Annotated in this window: 22 protein-coding genes; 12 read left to right on the forward strand and 10 right to left on the reverse strand. The window is 60.3% G+C overall.

All coding sequences use genetic code 11. The features are described 5' to 3' along the window. Window positions 1-61: 61 nt before the first annotated feature. Window positions 62-1,030: a L,D-transpeptidase family protein gene (locus KSS96_RS08990; protein WP_135196765.1), complete on the forward strand. Its 969-nt coding sequence runs from the start codon at window positions 62-64 to the stop codon at window positions 1,028-1,030. A 166-nt stretch (window positions 1,031-1,196) separates the two neighbouring features. Here KSS96_RS08990 and oprI read toward each other — a convergent pair whose 3' ends face one another. Continuing rightward, a complete protein-coding gene (gene oprI / locus KSS96_RS08995; RefSeq protein WP_003172710.1) occupies window positions 1,197-1,448 on the reverse strand; it encodes an outer membrane lipoprotei OprI in 252 nt (83 codons plus the stop codon). A 612-nt stretch (window positions 1,449-2,060) separates the two neighbouring features. Between oprI and KSS96_RS09000 the strand changes: the two genes are divergently transcribed. Continuing rightward, window positions 2,061-2,342 carry a GNAT family N-acetyltransferase gene (locus KSS96_RS09000; protein ID WP_003189869.1) on the forward strand — a complete coding sequence of 94 codons (282 nt, stop codon included), beginning with the start codon at window positions 2,061-2,063 and terminating at the stop codon, window positions 2,340-2,342. A gap of 58 nt (window positions 2,343-2,400) precedes the next feature. On the opposite strand, the gene KSS96_RS09005 is transcribed toward KSS96_RS09000, so the two are convergent. Together KSS96_RS09005 and KSS96_RS09010 are read right to left on the reverse strand one after the other, a co-directional pair. Then, the gene (locus tag KSS96_RS09005) at window positions 2,401-3,477 is read right to left on the reverse strand and encodes a 3-deoxy-7-phosphoheptulonate synthase (RefSeq protein ID WP_065876597.1); all 1,077 of its coding nucleotides are present in this window, start codon (window positions 3,475-3,477) and stop codon (window positions 2,401-2,403) included. A 131-nt stretch (window positions 3,478-3,608) separates the two neighbouring features. Then, window positions 3,609-4,043 (reverse strand): PilZ domain-containing protein, encoded by a 435-nt coding sequence (locus tag KSS96_RS09010; protein WP_065876596.1) that lies wholly within the window; start codon window positions 4,041-4,043, stop codon window positions 3,609-3,611. On the opposite strand from KSS96_RS09010, the gene KSS96_RS09015 reads away from it, so the two are divergent. From KSS96_RS09015 to cysB, 5 genes are all read left to right on the forward strand, one after another. Next, entirely contained in the window at window positions 4,042-4,428 is a 387-nt protein-coding gene (locus KSS96_RS09015) for a YbbN family protein (RefSeq protein ID WP_017529387.1), read from the forward strand. The two genes, KSS96_RS09010 and KSS96_RS09015, sit on opposite strands and share 2 nt — an antisense overlap. Further along, window positions 4,425-5,378 carry a putative 2-dehydropantoate 2-reductase gene (locus KSS96_RS09020; RefSeq protein ID WP_065876595.1) on the forward strand — a complete coding sequence of 318 codons (954 nt, stop codon included), beginning with the start codon at window positions 4,425-4,427 and terminating at the stop codon, window positions 5,376-5,378. Before KSS96_RS09015 ends, KSS96_RS09020 begins: the two co-directional genes overlap by 4 nt. Window positions 5,379-5,394: 16 nt before the next feature. Then, on the forward strand, window positions 5,395-6,312 hold the full coding sequence (locus KSS96_RS09025) for a 5'-nucleotidase (protein WP_065876594.1): 918 nt from the start codon (window positions 5,395-5,397) through the stop codon (window positions 6,310-6,312). Window positions 6,313-6,365: 53 nt separating this feature from the next. Beyond that, complete coding sequence (locus KSS96_RS09030; protein ID WP_017529384.1) at window positions 6,366-6,866, forward strand: universal stress protein; 501 nt, start codon at window positions 6,366-6,368, stop codon at window positions 6,864-6,866. A 104-nt stretch (window positions 6,867-6,970) separates the two neighbouring features. Then, entirely contained in the window at window positions 6,971-7,945 is a 975-nt protein-coding gene (gene cysB, locus KSS96_RS09035; RefSeq protein ID WP_003189876.1) for an HTH-type transcriptional regulator CysB, read from the forward strand. 5 nt (window positions 7,946-7,950) lie between these two features. Here cysB and KSS96_RS09040 read toward each other — a convergent pair whose 3' ends face one another. Both KSS96_RS09040 and KSS96_RS09045 read right to left on the reverse strand, forming a co-directional pair. Beyond that, window positions 7,951-8,433, reverse strand: coding sequence for a GreA/GreB family elongation factor (locus tag KSS96_RS09040; RefSeq protein ID WP_065876592.1), 483 nt, complete (start codon window positions 8,431-8,433; stop codon window positions 7,951-7,953). Between the two features lie 14 nt (window positions 8,434-8,447). Further along, complete coding sequence (locus KSS96_RS09045) at window positions 8,448-8,816, reverse strand: hypothetical protein (protein ID WP_017529382.1); 369 nt, start codon at window positions 8,814-8,816, stop codon at window positions 8,448-8,450. 132 nt (window positions 8,817-8,948) lie between these two features. On the opposite strand from KSS96_RS09045, the gene earP reads away from it, so the two are divergent. Both earP and KSS96_RS09055 read left to right on the forward strand, forming a co-directional pair. Continuing rightward, window positions 8,949-10,082, forward strand: a complete 1,134-nt coding sequence (earP, locus tag KSS96_RS09050; protein WP_017529381.1) for an elongation factor P maturation arginine rhamnosyltransferase EarP — start codon at window positions 8,949-8,951, stop codon at window positions 10,080-10,082. Window positions 10,083-10,131: 49 nt separating this feature from the next. Further along, window positions 10,132-10,704: an elongation factor P gene (locus KSS96_RS09055; RefSeq protein WP_065876590.1), complete on the forward strand. Its 573-nt coding sequence runs from the start codon at window positions 10,132-10,134 to the stop codon at window positions 10,702-10,704. Window positions 10,705-10,768: 64 nt separating this feature from the next. Here KSS96_RS09055 and KSS96_RS09060 read toward each other — a convergent pair whose 3' ends face one another. The 4 genes from KSS96_RS09060 to KSS96_RS09075 all read right to left on the reverse strand — a co-directional run bounded on the left by KSS96_RS09060 (window position 10,769) and on the right by KSS96_RS09075 (window position 13,960). Then, complete coding sequence (locus KSS96_RS09060) at window positions 10,769-11,785, reverse strand: alpha/beta hydrolase (RefSeq protein WP_065876589.1); 1,017 nt, start codon at window positions 11,783-11,785, stop codon at window positions 10,769-10,771. 28 nt (window positions 11,786-11,813) lie between these two features. Continuing rightward, complete coding sequence (locus KSS96_RS09065; RefSeq protein ID WP_010176159.1) at window positions 11,814-12,233, reverse strand: organic hydroperoxide resistance protein; 420 nt, start codon at window positions 12,231-12,233, stop codon at window positions 11,814-11,816. Window positions 12,234-12,476: 243 nt separating this feature from the next. After that, the gene (locus tag KSS96_RS09070; RefSeq protein ID WP_017529378.1) at window positions 12,477-12,929 is read right to left on the reverse strand and encodes a MarR family winged helix-turn-helix transcriptional regulator; all 453 of its coding nucleotides are present in this window, start codon (window positions 12,927-12,929) and stop codon (window positions 12,477-12,479) included. A gap of 80 nt (window positions 12,930-13,009) precedes the next feature. Further along, window positions 13,010-13,960: a LysR family transcriptional regulator gene (locus KSS96_RS09075; RefSeq protein ID WP_026067387.1), complete on the reverse strand. Its 951-nt coding sequence runs from the start codon at window positions 13,958-13,960 to the stop codon at window positions 13,010-13,012. Between the two features lie 108 nt (window positions 13,961-14,068). Here KSS96_RS09075 and KSS96_RS09080 point away from each other — a divergent pair, with 108 nt between their 5' ends. Then, window positions 14,069-14,818 carry a sulfite exporter TauE/SafE family protein gene (locus tag KSS96_RS09080; RefSeq protein ID WP_026067386.1) on the forward strand — a complete coding sequence of 250 codons (750 nt, stop codon included), beginning with the start codon at window positions 14,069-14,071 and terminating at the stop codon, window positions 14,816-14,818. On the opposite strand, the gene KSS96_RS09085 is transcribed toward KSS96_RS09080, so the two are convergent. After that, a complete protein-coding gene (locus KSS96_RS09085; RefSeq protein WP_017529375.1) occupies window positions 14,808-15,689 on the reverse strand; it encodes a LysR family transcriptional regulator in 882 nt (293 codons plus the stop codon). The genes KSS96_RS09080 and KSS96_RS09085 overlap by 11 nt on opposite strands. A 70-nt stretch (window positions 15,690-15,759) precedes the next feature. Here KSS96_RS09085 and KSS96_RS09090 point away from each other — a divergent pair, with 70 nt between their 5' ends. Both KSS96_RS09090 and KSS96_RS09095 read left to right on the forward strand, forming a co-directional pair. Beyond that, complete coding sequence (locus KSS96_RS09090) at window positions 15,760-15,966, forward strand: DUF1127 domain-containing protein (RefSeq protein WP_026067384.1); 207 nt, start codon at window positions 15,760-15,762, stop codon at window positions 15,964-15,966. Between the two features lie 45 nt (window positions 15,967-16,011). Then, entirely contained in the window at window positions 16,012-17,244 is a 1,233-nt protein-coding gene (locus tag KSS96_RS09095) for a winged helix-turn-helix domain-containing protein (protein ID WP_017529373.1), read from the forward strand. Window positions 17,245-17,266: the final 22 nt, after the last annotated feature.

Genomic DNA, 17,266 nt, shown 5'->3' on the forward strand with positions numbered 1-17,266 from the left:
AGCTCGCTTCACGTATACAATCGATTTTTACCTACCCGTCGTTCTGCGAAGGATTTTCCGGATGTTGTCGCGCCTTTCCGTCGTTACCTGCTGCCTGTCTCTTGCTGCACTTTGTGCGGCCGGTTCTGCATCCGCTTTGCAGTTGCCTTTGCCGCCGCCGGGTGAAGACATCGTCGGGCAAGTGCAGGTGATCAAGGCCAAGTACGAAGACACCTTTGCCGACCTGGGCACCACTTACGACTTGGGGTATTCGGAGATGGTTGCCGCCAACCCGGGGGTCGATGCCTGGTTGCCGGGGGCGGGCACCGAGGTCGTGTTGCCGACACGCTTCATCCTGCCACCGGGGCCGCGTGAGGGCATCGTGATCAACCTGGCGGAATATCGGCTCTATTATTTCCCCAAGGGCCAGAACGTGGTCTACACCTTCCCGCTGGGGATTGGTCGTGAGGGCTGGGGGTCGCCGATTGCCCATACCAGCATCATCGCCAAGACGCCGAACCCGACCTGGACGCCGCCCGCCTCGATCAAGGCAGAACACGCCGCCAACGGCGACCCGCTGCCCAATGTGGTACCGGCCGGCCCGGACAACCCCTTGGGGCCGTTCAAGTTCACCCTGGGCACGCCGGGTTACCTGATTCACGGTTCCAACATGAAGTTCGGCATCGGCACGCGTACCAGCCATGGTTGCTTCCGCATGTTCAACAACAACGTGCTGGAGATGGCCGGCATGGTGCCGGTGGGCACTTCGGTGCGCATCATCAACGATGCGTACAAGTTCGGCAGCAGCGGCGGCAAGGTCTATCTGGAGGCGCATACGCCGTTGAACGACGATGGCACGCCGTCGGTGGTCGACAAGCACACGGCGGTGATCAACGCTTTGCTCAAGCGTGAAGACCTGGCCAATAACCTGCGGGTCAATTGGGACCAAGTGCGTGATGTGGTGGCGGCGGAAGATGGTTTGCCCACCGAAATCGGGGTGCCGGGTGCAGCGCCTATAGCCTCGAGCATGCCGATCGATCTGCAGCAATAAACCCGAGCGAACAACCATGTTTGAGGGGGCTTGCTCCCGATAGCGGTCGGTCAGTACCTGATGTGCTGGCGGCTACACTGCTATCGGGAGCAAGCCCTTCATGCATTCAGGCAATAAAAAAGCCGACCCATAAATGGATCGGCTTGATAACAACCCCGAGGGATTATTACTTGCGGCTAGCTTTTTCAAGCATGCGCAGAGCGCGCTCGTTAGCTTCGTCAGCAGTCTGTTGTGCTTTTTGAGCAGCAGCCAGAGCTTCATCAGCTTTACGATAGGCTTCGTCTGCACGGGCCTGGGAGCGAGCTGCTGCGTCTTCAGTTGCAGTCAGACGAGCTTCGGTTTCTTTGGAGACGCTGCTGCAACCGGTAGCCAGAACTGCGGCCAGAGCCAGAGCAGAGAATTTCAGAACGTTGTTCATCGTGTTCCCCTTCAAGGACTTTCTATTAAATGGCTACTTTCTCAGAGTGAGCTAATAGCCGGCGTACATACTACCCATTACTTGTAGTAAGTAAACTGACGTAGCGCAAGAAGCAAAAAAAATTCTCGCGGCGAATCTATTTTGGCTAACCTTTTGGGGATTTGTATAAAAAGTGTCCAATTTTTTTCATTGGAGGCAAACGCTACCCAGGCTGAAAGGGCCGGCCCGCATGTGTTGAGCCGCGTGAATAGATGAAATTTTATATATCTGCGCCGACACTTTCGTTCAGTTGGGTGTTGCCGGGTCGCGTATCTTTCACGCATGTAGAGGTGACTTTAAGAGCGCCTGTTCGTCTCAAGGTTCAACTGCCGGCAATGTTCAGGCTTTCGATCACAGATGGGTCGGGGGCTCTTTCTTTATCCACCAGCGGCAGGGGATGACGAGTGCGCCTTGAGCAATCGCAGGATTGGTGCCTACTATTCCCTACGTGCTGGTTGTGAGCGCTAAAGGTTTTCTCGTTGTCGAAACCGGCACGGGGTGGCGTAGATGTTCCTTCGCCGGAAAAACATCGGTAAGGTAGGGGTCAGAAACCAAGACCCGCGAGGAGTAGTGATGAGCGAGGCGTTGTCCATCCACCATGACCAGGCTGGTCATCAGTTCGAGACCAATGTGGACGGTCATCGTGCCTATCTGACCTATATGGACCTCGGGAAGCAGACCCTGGATATCTATCGGACCTTCGTGCCCAACGCACTGCGGGGCCGTGGCATCGCGGCGGCATTGACCGAAGAGGCCTTGAAGTTTGCCGAAGAGGCAGGCTACACGGTGATTCCATCCTGTTCCTATGTCGAACGCTACATGGAGCGCCATCAGCGCCATGCCGCGAAGCTGTAAGGAATAAACTGCGCACACAAAAACGCCGGGCTTAGCCCGGCGTTTTTGTGTGCGCAATTCAGGTGCGTTTGCGTTTGGGCAATACGTCCTTGAGCTTGGCGTGCATGCTGCGCAGGGTGTTTTCGGTGGCGGCCCAATCGATGCAGGCATCGGTAATCGACACGCCGTACTGCAAGTCGGCCAAGTCCTTTGGAATGGCCTGGCAACCCCAGTTCAGGTGGCTCTCGACCATCAGGCCGATGATTGACTGGTTGCCTTCCAGGATCTGGTTGGCGACGTTTTCCATCACCAGTGGTTGCAGGGCCGGGTCCTTGTTGGAGTTGGCGTGACTGCAATCGACCATAATGTTTGGCTTGATCTTGGCCTTGTTCAGCGCCTGTTCGCACAGGGCAACGCTGACGGAGTCATAATTTGGCTTGCCGTTGCCGCCGCGCAGCACCACGTGACCATAGGCATTGCCCTTGGTGGTGACGATGGAGACGCCACCTTCCTGGTTGATACCCAGGAAACGGTGAGGGCTGGAGACCGATTGCAGCGCGTTGATCGCCACGGTCAGGCCGCCGTCGGTGCCGTTCTTGAAGCCGACGGCCGAGGACAGGCCGGACGCCATTTCGCGGTGGGTCTGGGATTCGGTGGTGCGCGCGCCGATGGCCGACCAACTGATCAGGTCCTGCAGGTATTGCGGAGAAATCGGGTCCAGCGCTTCGGTGGCGGTGGGGAGCCCCATCTCGGCCAGGTCCAGCAGCAATTTGCGACCGATGTGCAAACCGTCCTGGATCTTGAACGAGTCGTCCAGGTACGGGTCGTTGATCAAGCCTTTCCAACCGACAGTGGTACGCGGCTTCTCGAAATAGACGCGCATCACCAGGTACAGGGTGTCGGACACTTCCGCCGCCAGCACCTTGAGGCGCTCGGCGTATTCGTGGGCGGCCTTGAGGTCGTGGATCGAGCAAGGGCCGATGACGACGAAGAGGCGGTGGTCGGTGCCGTCAAGAATCTCACGGATGACTTCGCGGCCTTTGGTGACGGTCTGCAGGGCAGCCTCGCTCAAAGGAATTTCGCGCTTGAGCTGATCAGGTGTGATCAGGGTCTCGTTGGATTCGACGTTTAGGTCATTGATCGGTAAATCAGCCATCGTGTTACTCGTCAGGGTCACGGGTGCCGGCCGCCAGCCATCCCCGTGCGGCGGAGCACAGCATGATTTGGATGCAGGGGGGAGGAACCTTAGCGCGTAACACGGGGCCGCGACAATGGGCAAAGCCCGCTTTAATCCAGTGCCGGCCGCACAAATGCCTCATGGGAGAACTCGCCGGCATGGCGCGACACCCACTCGCGGGCCAAGGCTTCGACTTGCGCGGGGGTTGGCTCGGCATCTTCGTGCTGGCGGCAGTAGCGTTCCATCCGGCATGCTTGCTCACCCATTCGCGCACCGAACAACGCATGTTCATCGGTAAATGAAATACCGACGCGGTAGCCGCTTTCGACCTTGCGGCACCACGCCACGTAGCCCGGATAACGCGCAGTGGCGCCCAGGGACGGGATATGCAGATCCACCGCTGTGCCCTGGCGCCAGGCACGTGGGCAATTGCAGGCGATGCCGCCCAGGCCGATAGTGTGCAGGCGTTGGCGGGGAAGGGCGGGGGAAGGACGTTGGATCAACAGTGCGGCGACATCATCAGGGTGAGGTAAAAAACGACCCATGTACACGGACTCCGAGCACCGTCCAGTTGACGGCGGCAGCAGCAGTATAGTGAAGGAACAGGAATTGACCGACCTGGATATTGACCAGCAATTGCTGGGATTGCCAGGCATTTCGCTGGTGGTGTTCACCAGTGTGGGCTGTTCCAGTTGCCGTTGGGCGCGCCAGCAATTACCCGGCTGGCAACTGCCGGTAGACCGCGTGTGCTGGGTGGATGCCGGGCACAACGGCGGCGCGGTCGAGCGTTACCAAATCTTTCATTTGCCCGCGTTGTTCGTGGTGTGCGAGGGTCAATTCCTCGGACAGCTACAGGCCCGCCTTACGTCTGCCGACCTTACCGACGCGATCAATCAAGCGCTTACCCGCACACCAGAGGACTTGCCATGACCACTCAATCCCCGCGCATCGGCATCATCGGTACCGGCGCCATCGGTGGTTTCTACGGTGTGATGCTGGCGCGCGCCGGGTTCGATGTGCACTTCCTGTTGCGCAGCGAGTACGCCCAAGTCAACGAGCACGGCTTGCGCCTGAACAGCACGCTGCACGGCGAATTGCACCTGCACCCGGTGCAGGCCTACGCCCAGGCCGCCGACATGCCGCCGTGCGACTGGTTGCTGGTGGGCACCAAATCCACGGGCAATGTCGACCTGGCGCCGACCATTGCTCAGGTCGCGGCTCCCGACGCCAAAGTGATCTTGCTGCAGAACGGCCTGGATGTGGAAGACAGCCTGCGTGAGCACCTGCCGGCGTCGCTGCATCTGCTCGGTGGCCTGTGCTACATCGGTGTGCACCGCTCGGGCCCGGGTGTGGTCGAGCACCAGGCGCTGGGGCGCGTCAATCTGGGCTACCACAGCGGCACGGCGGCCAACGATGAGGCCCGCCAGAAGGCCATTGTCGAAGCCGGCGCTGCGTTGTTTCATACAGCCGGCATCGAATCCCAGGCCATGGCCAATGTGCATCAGGCGCGCTGGCACAAACTGGTGTGGAACGTGCCTTATAACGGTCTCTCGGTATTGTTGGGCAGCGGCACCACCGCGATGATGGCGGACGAGTCCAGCCGCGCGTTGATCCAGGCGCTGATGACCGAAGTGGTGCAGGGCGCCCATGCCTGCGGCCATGATATTCCCCAGAGTTACGCCGAGCAGATGTTCACCATGACCGAGAGCATGGAGGATTACCTGCCGAGCATGTACCACGATCACGTGCACAAACGCCCGTTGGAGCTGGCGGCAATCTATGCTCGACCTCTGGCGGCCGCGAAGGCCGCCGGTTGCGAGTTGCCGCGCATACAGGCGCTGTACCAGGCCTTGAGTTTTATTGATCGGCACAACCGCTGAGTCGGGGGGAAGCGTCATGGCAACGGGATTGGGCGACAAACTGGTGCTGGCGATTTCGTCGCGGGCACTGTTCGACCTGAGCGACAGCCACAAGGTCTACCTGGCCCAAGGGGTGGAGGCGTACCGCAAATACCAGATCGAGCACGAGGAGGAAATCCTCGAACCCGGCGATGCCTTCCCGCTGGTCAAGAAACTGCTGAGCCTCAACGCCAGCCTGGGGCGCGCCCGGGTCGAGGTGGTGTTGGTGTCGCGTAACAGCGCAGACACCGGCCTGCGTGTGTTCAACTCGATCCAGCATTACGGCCTGGATATTTCCCGCGCCGCTTTCGTAGGCGGGCGTAGTCCTTATCCTTATTTGGCGGCATTTGGTTGCCACCTGTTTCTTTCGACCCATGCTGAAGATGTGCGCAGTGCCCTGGACGCCGGCTTCGCCGCCGCGACCATTTTGTCCGGCGGCGCGCGTCGTGCTTGCAGTGAAGAGTTGCGCATCGCCTTTGACGGTGACGCGGTGTTGTTTTCCGATGAGTCCGAGCGTGTCTACCAGGCCGGCGGCTTGGCGGCGTTCCAGGCCAGCGAGCGCGAATCGGCCCGACAGCCCTTGCATGGCGGCCCCTTCAAGGGGTTCCTGGCGGCGCTCAACTTGTTGCAGCGCGAGTTTCCAGACGATGCCTGCCCGATCCGCACGGCGCTGGTTACCGCCCGCTCGGCGCCGTCTCACGAGCGCGTGATTCGCACACTGCGTGAGTGGGATATCCGTTTGGACGAGTCGTTGTTTCTCGGTGGGCTGGAGAAATCCGCGTTTCTGGAAGCGTTTGCCGCCGATGTGTTTTTCGACGACCAGGCCGGTCACTGCGAAAAAGCCAGGGAAGTGGTGGCCACCGGGCATGTGCCCCATGGCATCAGTAACGAAGTGAGGATTCAGGCCGAGCCCTGAGGGCGCTGCTAAGCTCATTCAATCTCCTCCAGCCTGGCAGTCCAGGAGGTTTTATGATTCGTTCGATGCTGTATGCCACGGACCTCGGTCTGTATGCCCCGTATGTGATGCAGCATGCACTGGCGCTGGCGCGAACGTTCAAGGCGGACCTGTATGTGATCCACGTGGTCGAGCCAATCGGGCTGTTCGCTGAGTCGGTGTTGCAAAGTTACCTGGATGAAAAGGCCTTGATTGAGTGGCAGAGCCAGGGGATGACCACAGTATTGGCGACTATCGAGCAACGGGTGCTCGACAGTTTCCGCGAGGAATTGGGAGAGGGCGGGCAGGACCTGCAGTTGATCCGCTCGGTACGGGTGATCCAGGGGGACCCATGCGAGGTGATTCTCGACCAACTGCGCAAACTTTCCGTCGACTTGTTGATCGTAGGAAGTCACAGCGATGCAACGCCAGCCGCCACGCCCCTTGGGCGCACCGCTGCACGTGTGTTGCAGCTGTCTACGGTGCCGGTTTACCTGGTGCCGTCGTTACAACGTCGACGCAGTGATGACGTGTGAAGGGTGAAAACGATAAAAAAGTTCTAGATTTATCTGTCTGACCTTTAATATAGTTATATACCGTCGCTGATACCCGTGGCGTCTATCTGCTTTGAGGGACACATATGAAGCTCCAACAACTGCGCTACATCTGGGAAGTGGCGCACCACGACCTCAACGTTTCCGCTACCGCTCAAAGCCTTTACACCTCGCAACCCGGTATCAGCAAGCAGATCCGCCTGCTCGAAGATGAGTTGGGCGTCGAAGTGTTCGCGCGCAGCGGCAAGCACCTGACCCGTGTCACCCCGGCCGGTGAGCGCATCATCACCACCGCCGGCGAGATCCTGCGTAAAGTCGAAAGCATCAAGCAGATCGCCCAGGAGTTCTCCAACGAGAAAAAGGGCACCCTGTCGATCGCCACCACGCACACCCAGGCACGGTATGCATTGCCGCCGGTGATCCGCGATTTCATCAAGCAATACCCCGACGTGGCCCTGCACATGCACCAGGGTTCGCCGATGCAGATTGCCGAGATGGCCGCTGATGGCACCGTGGATTTCGCCATCGCCACCGAAGCCCTCGAGCTGTTTGGCGACCTGGTCATGATGCCGTGCTACCGCTGGAACCGCTGCGTGGTCGTCCCCCAGGGCCACCCATTGGCCAAGCTGCCGAAGCTGACCCTGGAAGCCCTGGCTGAATACCCGATCGTCACCTACGTTTTTGGTTTTACCGGGCGTTCAAAGCTCGACGAAGCCTTCAGCCATCGCGGCCTTACGCCTAAAGTGGTGTTCACCGCCGCCGACGCCGATGTGATCAAGACTTACGTGCGCCTGGGCCTGGGCGTGGGGATCGTCGCCAAGATGGCGGTCGACACCAACCTCGACAAAGACCTGGTGGTGCTCGATGCCAGCGAGTTGTTCGAGTCCAGCGTGACCAAGATCGGCTTCCGTCGTGGCACCTTCCTGCGTGGCTTCATGTGCGATTTCATCGAAAAATTCGCGCCGCACCTGACCCGTGAAGTCATGGCCAAGGCGATTCAGTGCCATAACAAACAGGAACTGGAAGAGCTGTTTGACGGCGTAGAACTGCCTGTCCACTAACGGCGTCAGCGGGCCTCGGTGACAGTGAAGTGTTGCTGGGCGCCCGCCACCAGAATCTCCACCTCATCATCGATGCGCTTGCCCAGCAGGTTTTTGCCCAAGGGGGAGCGCGCCGTGATGACGGTTACCGGTTGCCCGACCACATCCACCTTCAACCCCGCTGCATCGGGTGCCAGGAACAGCCATTGCTGGCGCCCGTTCTCATCCTCCAGACCCACTAGCGCACCGAGTTCGATCCCGCGCTGATCATCGTATGCGCGCAACTGAAGGTTCTGGCACAGCGCCAGCGACTGCCGGATCTCTTCGACCCGCTTGGCCTGTCCGGCCGCCAGATAAGAAGCCTCCAACCCCAGGGTGTCGTATTTGTTTTCCGCGATGTTTTCTTCGTGGGTCGCGGTTTCGTAGGCGGTTTGGGCCGCACGTTGGGCGGTCTCCAGGTCGACGTTGAGTTTTTCCAGGATCAGTTGGAGAACGGCGTGTTTATTCATGGGGTAATGGGTCATCAATCGCAGAATTGCAGGACATTCGCCCGGCTTTTTTCATTCGGGGCGTTCTGGTCCTGTTGCAGCCAGAACTGGCATTTGGGGTTGGACAGGTTGCGCGCATTGTTACGTACCTGGTCCAGGGTTTGCTGCTGTTCCTGCTTTTGCAGGTTCTGTTGGTACTGCTCAAACATGCGGTTGGGCGGCTCCGGCGCAGCAGCGGCCGGTTTGCCCAACTGCTGAACCGCTTGGGCGACGGGGGCCAGGCTGTGTGGGAACAGGTAGCGCGATGCCAGCCAGGCGGTCAGCACAATAGCGATAAACCCCAGCCACAGGCCAAAAGCCACGGCAGCACTGAGCTTGAACAGCGACAACGGACGTTCGGACATGATGGCCTCCTGGCAGGCATTGACGGCGTGGCCGCGATTGTCGCACAGCCACTGTGCAGAATAATCGCGATCAAGCCTTCTGCATCGGCGCTTTTATGCGGACAATCGAGCCTTTGAGTGTTGGAGCCCGGAATGAAAGCCCGCTGGGATATTTTTTGCAGCGTTGTCGATAACTACGGCGACATCGGCGTGACCTGGCGCCTGGCCCGGCAATTGGTGGCGGAGCACGGCTGTGCCGTGTGCTTGTGGGTCGATGACCTGCGCGCCTTTGAGCGCATGTGCCCCGACATTGACGTGCAGTCGGCCCAACAATGGCAAGACGGCGTCGAAGTACGCCACTGGCCGGCCGAATGGTCGGCAACGCCGGCGGCCGACGTGGTGATTGCCGCGTTCGCCTGCCAGTTACCGCCTGACTATATGGAAGCCATGGCCGAGCGTGAGCGCACGCCGTTGTGGATGAATCTGGATTACCTGAGCGCCGAGGACTGGGTGGTGGGCTGTCATCGCCTGCCGTCGGTGAAGTTCAAGGGGGTGCAGAAGTACTTCTTTTTCCCTGGCTTCCGCGCCGGTACCGGTGGTCTGTTGCGTGAGGCGGGGTTGCTTGAGCAACGTCAGGCATTTCAGGCGGATGCCACAGCACAGCGACAATTCTTGCAGGGGTTGGGTGTATTTCCGGCAGCCGGTGCGCGGTTGTTTTCCCTGTTTGCCTACGAAAACGCCGGCCTGGCCGGTTGGCTGGACGTCTTGTCGACGGACGGGCATGCCACTCATCTATTGGTGCCGGAGGGGCGCATCCTCGGCGACGTACAACGTTGGCTCGGTGTAGAGCGGCTGGCGGCGGGGGATGTGCATCAACGCGACGGCCTGACCGTGCAGGTGCTGCCGTTCGTGCGCCAGGAGCAATATGACCGCTTGCTGTGGTGCTGCGACTTCAATGCCGTGCGCGGTGAAGACTCGTTCGTGCGCGCCCAGTGGGCCGGGCGGCCGTTGCTGTGGCATATCTATCGCCAGGACGAAGACATCCATCTCGACAAGCTCGATGCTTTTCTTGCGTTGTACACCGCGGCGTTATCGCCGGCCGCCAAGGCTGCACTGGTTGCGCTCTGGCAAGCCTGGAACACCGAAGGCGATATGGTGCAGCCGTGGAAAATGCTGCTGGAGCACTGGCCGCAAGTGAGTCGGCACGCCCAAACGTGGCCTCTGGAACAGGCCTTGCAGGCCGATCTTGCAACGGCGCTGGTACAGTTTTATGAAAGTTGGATATGATACGCCACCTTGAATTTTGTAAATCCCATCCAAATTTCGGATATATGCAATGAAAACTGGTAAAGAACTGAAACCCGGTACAGTGATCCGTCTTGAAAACGACCCTTGGCTGGTTCAGAAAGCTGAGTTCACCAAGTCTGGTCGTAACAGCGCAATCATGAAGACCAAGCTGAAGAACCTGCTGACCGGTTACAAAACCGAGATCGTCTACAGCGCCGATGACAAACTGGACGACGTGATCCTCGACCGTAAAGAAGCGACCCTGTCGTTCATCAGCGGCGACACCTACACGTTCATGGACACCACCGACTACACCATGTACGAGCTGAACGCTGAAGACATCGAAGCCGTTCTGCCGTTCGTGGAAGAAGGCATGACCGACGTCTGCGAAGCCATCTTCTTCGAAGAGCGCTTGGTTTCCGTAGAACTGCCGACCACTATCGTTCGTACCGTTGACTACACCGAAGGTTCCGCTCGCGGCGACACTTCTGGCAAGGTGATGAAACCAGCCAAACTGAAAAACGGTACCGAACTGCAAGTTGCAGATTTTATCGAAATCGGTGATGACATCGAGATCGACACCCGCGAAGGCGGTTCGTACAAAGGTCGCGCCAAGAAGTAATTCTGGCCCTGCCGTACGAAGCAAAAAACCCGACCATGAGTCGGGTTTTTTATGAGCGCAGGTTTTACTTCAGGTGTTGCTTGAGCTCATCCGAGGCTTGCAGCATTGCCGAACGCACCGCCGGCACCTGGCTGACCACGTTGAGCAAACCGTAGTCGTGGATCATGCCGTTGTAGCGCACCGCGGTCACCGGCACACCGGCCGCATCCAGCTGGCGGGCATAGGCTTCACCTTCATCACGCAGCACGTCGGCACCGGCGGTCTGCACCAGCGCGGGCGGCAGGCCCTTGAGTTGTTCAGTGGTGGCCCGCAGCGGCGAGGCATAGATCTCGGCGCGTTGCTTGGCATCGGTGGTGTAGTTGTCCCAGAACCACTTCATCATGTTCCTGGTGAGGAAGTGCCCTTCGGCGTATTGGTTGTAGGACCCCGTGTCGAAGTTGGCGTCGGTCACCGGCCATAGCAGCAGTTGGAACTTGATGGCCGGCGTGCCCTTGTTCTTGGCCATCAGGCTGACCACGGCTGCCATGTTGCCGCCGACGCTGTTGCCCGCTACCGCGAGGCGCTTGCCGTCTACGTTGATCTCTTTGCCATGCTCGGCCACCCATTTGGTTGCGCCGTAGGCCTGGTTGATCGCCACCGGGTAGTGCGCTTCAGGGGACGGTGTGTAATTGACAAACACCGCCACCGCCCCCGAACCCGCCACCAGATCTCGCACCAGACGCTCATGGGTCGGGTAATCCCCAAGCACCCAGCCGCCGCCGTGGAAGAACATGAACACTGGCAATGTGCCCTTGACCCCGGCCGGACGCACGATCGTCAGCTCCAGTGGCTTGCCATCGACCTGGATGGTCTTCTGGCTCACATCGGCCTTGGGCAGCGTCAGCTTTACGCCGGCCTGGGCGCCGGTCAGCACCGCGCGGGCGTCCTTGGGCGTCAGCTGCTCGATCGGCTTGCCCGTGCCGGCGTTCAACACATCCAGAAAAGCCTGGGTGTTGTGCTCGACATCGCCGCCGGCGGCGAAGGCGTTGCTGATGGACAGGGCGAGCAGGGTACCGGTGAGCGCTTTACCAATAGTGTTCATGTTCTTCTCCTGAGGGCGGTAGAGGTGATCAGACGGTCACGTGCAGGCGGACATCGACGTTGCCACGGGTGGCGTTGGAGTACGGGCACACCTGGTGAGCGGCGTCGACCAGGCTTTGCGCATCATCCTGGGCCAGGCCCGGCAGGCTGATGTGCAGGTCGATATCCAGGCCGAAACCGCCGGGGATCTGGCCGATGCCCACGTGGGCGGTGATCGAGGCGTCATCCGGGATTTTGCGTTTGGTCTGGCTGGCCACGAATTTCAGTGCGCCGATGAAGCAGGCCGAGTAACCGGCGGCGAACAGTTGTTCCGGGTTGGTGGCCTGGCCGCCGGCGCCGCCCAGTTCTTTCGGAGTGGAAAGCTTGACGTCGAGGATGTTATCGCTGGAAACAGCACGACCATCACGGCCGCCGGTGGCGGTGGCTACTGCGGTATAGAGCGTTTGCATGAGGTTTTCCTCTTGTGGTGTTTTGCGCTAAACATTTGCGCGCTAAGTAGTTGGTGAGGCGAATGTATAGCGCTAATGTTTAGTGCGCAAGATAAATCTACAAATATTTTTTCTGTGCCCCTGAAACCAGTGTGGGAGGGGGCTTGCTCCCGATAGCAGTGCGTCAGTCAATCCCTATGTCACTGACCCAGCGCTATCGGGAGCAAGCCCCCTCCCACATTTTTTGGCGTGCTTTATCGCCTGTCAGAGCGCGTTTTGCAGGTTGTTGCGCAGGGCAATCAATTCACCTTGCAGCTTGCGCAGTTGGTCCAACTCCAGCCCGCTGGCGCCGAGGATGCAGTGGGGAATGCCCATGGCCTTGTCCTGCAAGGCGCGCCCGGCGTCGGTCAATTCCACGACCACCACGCGTTCGTCTTCACGGCTGCGGGTGCGGCTGAGCAGGCCTTCGACCTCCAGGCGTTTAAGCAAAGGTGTCAGGGAGCCGGGATCGGTCAGCAGGCGGCTGCTGATTTCGCCGACGGTCAAACCGTCCTCTTCCCACAGCACCATCATGGCCAGGTACTGTGGGTAGGTCAGGCCGAGAGCCTGCAGCAGGGGCTTGTAGACCTTGGTCATCAACAGCGACGTGGAATGCAGGGCGAAACACAGCTGATTGTTCAGCATCAGGGATTCGCATGGGTCAGGGTTCTTGCTCATGGCGGGGCCTTTAAAAAACGTGTCTGGCCTGGAATCTAGCGGGCAAATGTTTAATGCGCCAGATAATTCTGGCCGAACGGTCAGGCCAGGCCGCTTTGCAGTGCCAGGTCCCAGGGCGGAACCGGGCTGAAACGGGATTTGAGGTACTCCAGCAATAAACGGCTGCGCGCATTGGGCTGTTGTTCCAGGCGCAGGGCATAGATCCCGGTGGTTTCCGGGCTGGGCAGGCCATTTTCGCAAAAGAGGGGCAGCAGTTCGCCACGCACCAGGTACTCGCTGGCCAGCCAGGTCGGCAAGTGGGCGATACCCAAACCGGCCAGCGCGCCGCAAAGCAGGGCCTCGGCGTTGTTGGCGCTCATGCGGATACGTTGCGGGCGGTACGTCGCACGGCGCCCGTCCAGCTCAAAGCGCCAGGCGAACATCGGCGCCAGGCCATCCCAGTCCAGGCCGTCGTGTTCATTCAGCTCGCGGGGATGGGTCGGCGTGCCACGGCTTTTCAGGTAGGCCGGGCTGGCGCAGGCGATGCGTACGATGCTGGCCAGGGGCGTGGCGATCAGTCGGGTATCGACGATATGCCCGGCGCGTAGCACCAGATCGACTTTGCCCAAATGCGCGCCTTGCATGTCCACAAAGCTGTCGATCAGATGCAGGTGCACATCCAGGCCGGGGTACACCTTCAGAAAGTCTGCAATCACCGGCGCCAGGTGCCGCCGACCAAATGCCGCCGGTGCGTCCACCCGGATCAACCCCTCGGGCGCATGGCTCAGGGAAACCGCTTCGGCGCGCGCCAGTTGTAACTCACTGACGATCCGCCGCGCGCGCTCGGCGAACGCCAAGCCGGCGGGCGTTGGCACCACGGCATGGGTGCTGCGTTGGAACAGGCGGCTGCCCACCGAGCTTTCCAGGCTGTCGATACGCCGCGCCACCGCCGAGGGCGTCAGCGGATGGCGGCGGGCGGCGGCGGAAAAACTGCCGGTCTCCAATACATCCAGAAACAGGCTCAACTGGTCGGTAAGGGTGTTGGGGTTCATGAGCAAACGCTTATGCGAGATTGGCACAGCCATTGTGCGTTGCTGTGCCTTTGCGCGCCAGAGCCGACTGCGTAGCATGCAAGGCCTGGGTTTATGGAGTGATGCGTGGTGTTGGATTTAGCGATGTACCTGGTATTGGGCGCGGCCTTGGGCACGGTGGGCGGGCTGTTTGGGATTGGCGGCGGGCTGATCGCCATCCCGGTGCTGGGCGTGCTGTTCGGCCTGGATCAGCAGATCGCCCAGGGCACCGCGCTGGTGATGGTGGTGCCGAACGTGATGCTTGCGCTGTGGCGGTATCACCAGCGCAACCGGATTGAATTGCGCCATGCGTTGCCGCTGGGGGTGATGGGTTTCACCTTTGCCTGGCTCGGGTCGATCTGGGCAGTAGGCCTGGATGCTGGCGCCATGCGTATCGGTTTTATTGCCTTTCTGGTGGCGCTGTCGGCCTACAACCTGGTGCGCATGTTCACCCGCAATGCGCCGCCGACAGCACAGATGCGTTACTCCTGGCCATGGCTTGGGGTGCTGGGCGCCGCTTCCGGCTCCATGGGCGGTTTGTTTGGGGTCGGCGGCGCGGTGGTTGCGACACCGGTGCTGACAAGTATTTTCGGCACCACCCAAGTCGTCGCCCAAGGCTTGTCCTTGGCCCTGGCGCTGCCCAGCACCGGTGTGACGCTGGTGACCTACGCCTGGCACCACGAAGTCGACTGGATGATCGGCATCCCCCTGGCCATCGGTGGCCTGCTCAGCATCAGTTGGGGGGTGAAGGTCGCCCATGCATTGCCGGAGCGTCTGCTGCGCGGCCTGTTCTGCGGCTTCCTGGTGCTCTGCGCGGTGATGCTCACCTTTAAAGTTTGAAGCCTTCGAGGATGTAATCGGCCAGGCATTCGGTGATGGGCGACGCCATCGCCGGGTTGCGTAGCAGGCGCAGGTTCATCGAAGGCAATGGCGGAAAGCCTTCGTTGCTGCCCAGTATCCGCAAGTCTTCGGTCACCAGGCTTTCCATGCTGGCCATGACCGCCAGCCCGGCGCCGACCACGCTCTGAATCGCCGCGCAATTGGAGCTGTGATAGGCCAGGCGGTAGTCGAGCCCGGCCGCATCCAATGCCGTTTGGATCCACTGGGTACCGAAGCAATCGGTCCCCGAAACGGCTAAAGGCACGACCTGGTGCTCATCCACGCAAAAACTCTGCGCCGCTGCCCATACCAGGCGCTCAGTGCGCAACAGTTCTCCAATGTCATCGCCGGGCTGGCGGCTGATCACGGTCAAGGCCAAATCCCTGCGTTGCATTAATACTTGCGACGACTCGCAGTGCATCTCGATCTGGATCAGCGGATAAGCCTTGGAAAACCGTTTGAGAATCCCAGGAAGAAAGCGCATCACATAATCATCCGGCGTGCCGATGCGCACCAGGCCCACCATGTGCGGTTCGCGCAGGGTGTTGAACACTTCGCTGTGCAGTTTGAGGATGCGCCGCGCATACCCGAGCAACACCTGGCCTTCGGGAGTCAGCCGCACCTGCCGGCCATCGCGCTCGAACAGCTTGCGTTGCAGCACGTCTTCTTCCAAGCGCTTCATCTGCATGCTCACGGCTGATTGCGTGCGGTTGACCTGCTCGCCGGCGCGGGTAAAACCGCCTTGGTCGGCGATGGCGACGAAGGTGCGCAGCACATCGGTGTCGATACTCGGGTAGCTGGACAATTGATCAAACTCTGAGATGTATTGCATTAAAAACATTCGTTGGATTGATCATAAGGCCGGGCACACACTTCCGTCATCCCCAAGGGAGGGCGAGAAGATGAAAGGTCAACAAGGTTTTGTATTGATGGCTAAACGGCCGCTAGTCGGGCTGTTCCACACCCTGGCGCGTTGGCAGGCCTTGCACCGCGAGCGCCAGATGCTGGCGAGCATGAGCGACGATGCGCTCAAGGACATCGGCCTCAACCGCGCCGATGTGGAGCACGAAAATCATCGGCATTTCTGGGAAGACCCGCTGCGAAAATGATGCGGGATGCAGTAGGGTAGGTCGCGCGCACTCAAGGAGATGTACATGCTCGCCGACCTGGCATTTTCCCTCAAGCAAGCTCGACGCATGGCTCTGGCGGCCCAGGGCTTTTCCGGGCGCCAGGCGCCTGCGCTGATCAAGGCTGCGCACCTTAACCGCCTGATCGAACGCCTGGGCGTGTTGCAGATCGATTCTGTCAACGCGGTGGTGCGCTCTCATTACCTGCCGCTGTTTTCCCGGCTGGGCAGTTATTCCCCGTTGATACTTGAACAGGCGGCCTGGAGCCAGGGACGACGGCGTTCGTTGTTCGAGTATTGGGGGCATGAGGCGTCATTGCTGCCCATGGCGCTGTACCCGTTGATGCGTTGGCGCATGGCGCGGGCGCAGCGCGGGCAAGGCATTTACTCGCAAATGGCGCGTTTTGGGCGCGAGCGGCAGGCGACTATCGAGCGTGTGTTGAAGACCGTCGAACAACAGGGCGCGCTGGGCGCGGGCAGTTTGTCCACCCGTGAAGAGCGCGCCGGCCCCTGGTGGGACTGGAGCGATGAAAAACATGCGCTGGAATGGCTGTTCGCCGCCGGCCTGGTCACCGTCGCGGGGCGACGCGGGTTCGAACGGCTCTACGATCTACCCGAACGTGTCATCCCCGCCGACATCCTGCAACGCGCGCCCCTGACCGAAGCCGAGGCCCAGCGCGGCCTGCTGTTGCACAGCGCGACAGCCCTGGGCGTGGGCACCGAAAAAGACCTGCGCGATTATTTTCGCCTGGACCCCGCCGATAGCCGCAGTCGCTTGGCCGAATTGGTCGAGGATGGCCAGTTGCTCGCGTGTCAGGTGCAGGGCTGGAAGCAAGCGGCGTACTGTCTCCCCGAGCCGAAGGTGCCACGCAAGGTGGCAGCCAGCGCCTTGCTGTCGCCCTTCGATTCGTTGATCTGGGAGCGCAGCCGCACCGAGCGTTTATTTGATTTCCGTTACCGGCTGGAGATCTACACCCCGCAACACAAGCGGGTGTATGGCTACTACGTGCTGCCGTTTTTGCATCACGAGCGGATTGCCGCGCGGATCGACCTGCGTGCCGAACGCGCCAACGGGCGCCTGGCGGTGCATGCGGTACACGAAGAAGAACCGGGGCTGGATGAGGAAGGCCTGCTGGCGCTTGCGCTGAACCTGCGGCAAATGGCGAGCTGGCTTGGGCTGGAGCAGGTCCAGCTCAATTGCCAAAGGCCGAGTGCCGCCCGGTTAAGGGCGGCGATGATCAGGCTGGAGATTGATTTCTAGGGGCTGATCGCGGGCTTGCCCG

It is taken from the genome of Pseudomonas asgharzadehiana (assembly GCF_019139815.1).
Classification (GTDB): domain Bacteria; phylum Pseudomonadota; class Gammaproteobacteria; order Pseudomonadales; family Pseudomonadaceae; genus Aquipseudomonas; species Aquipseudomonas asgharzadehiana.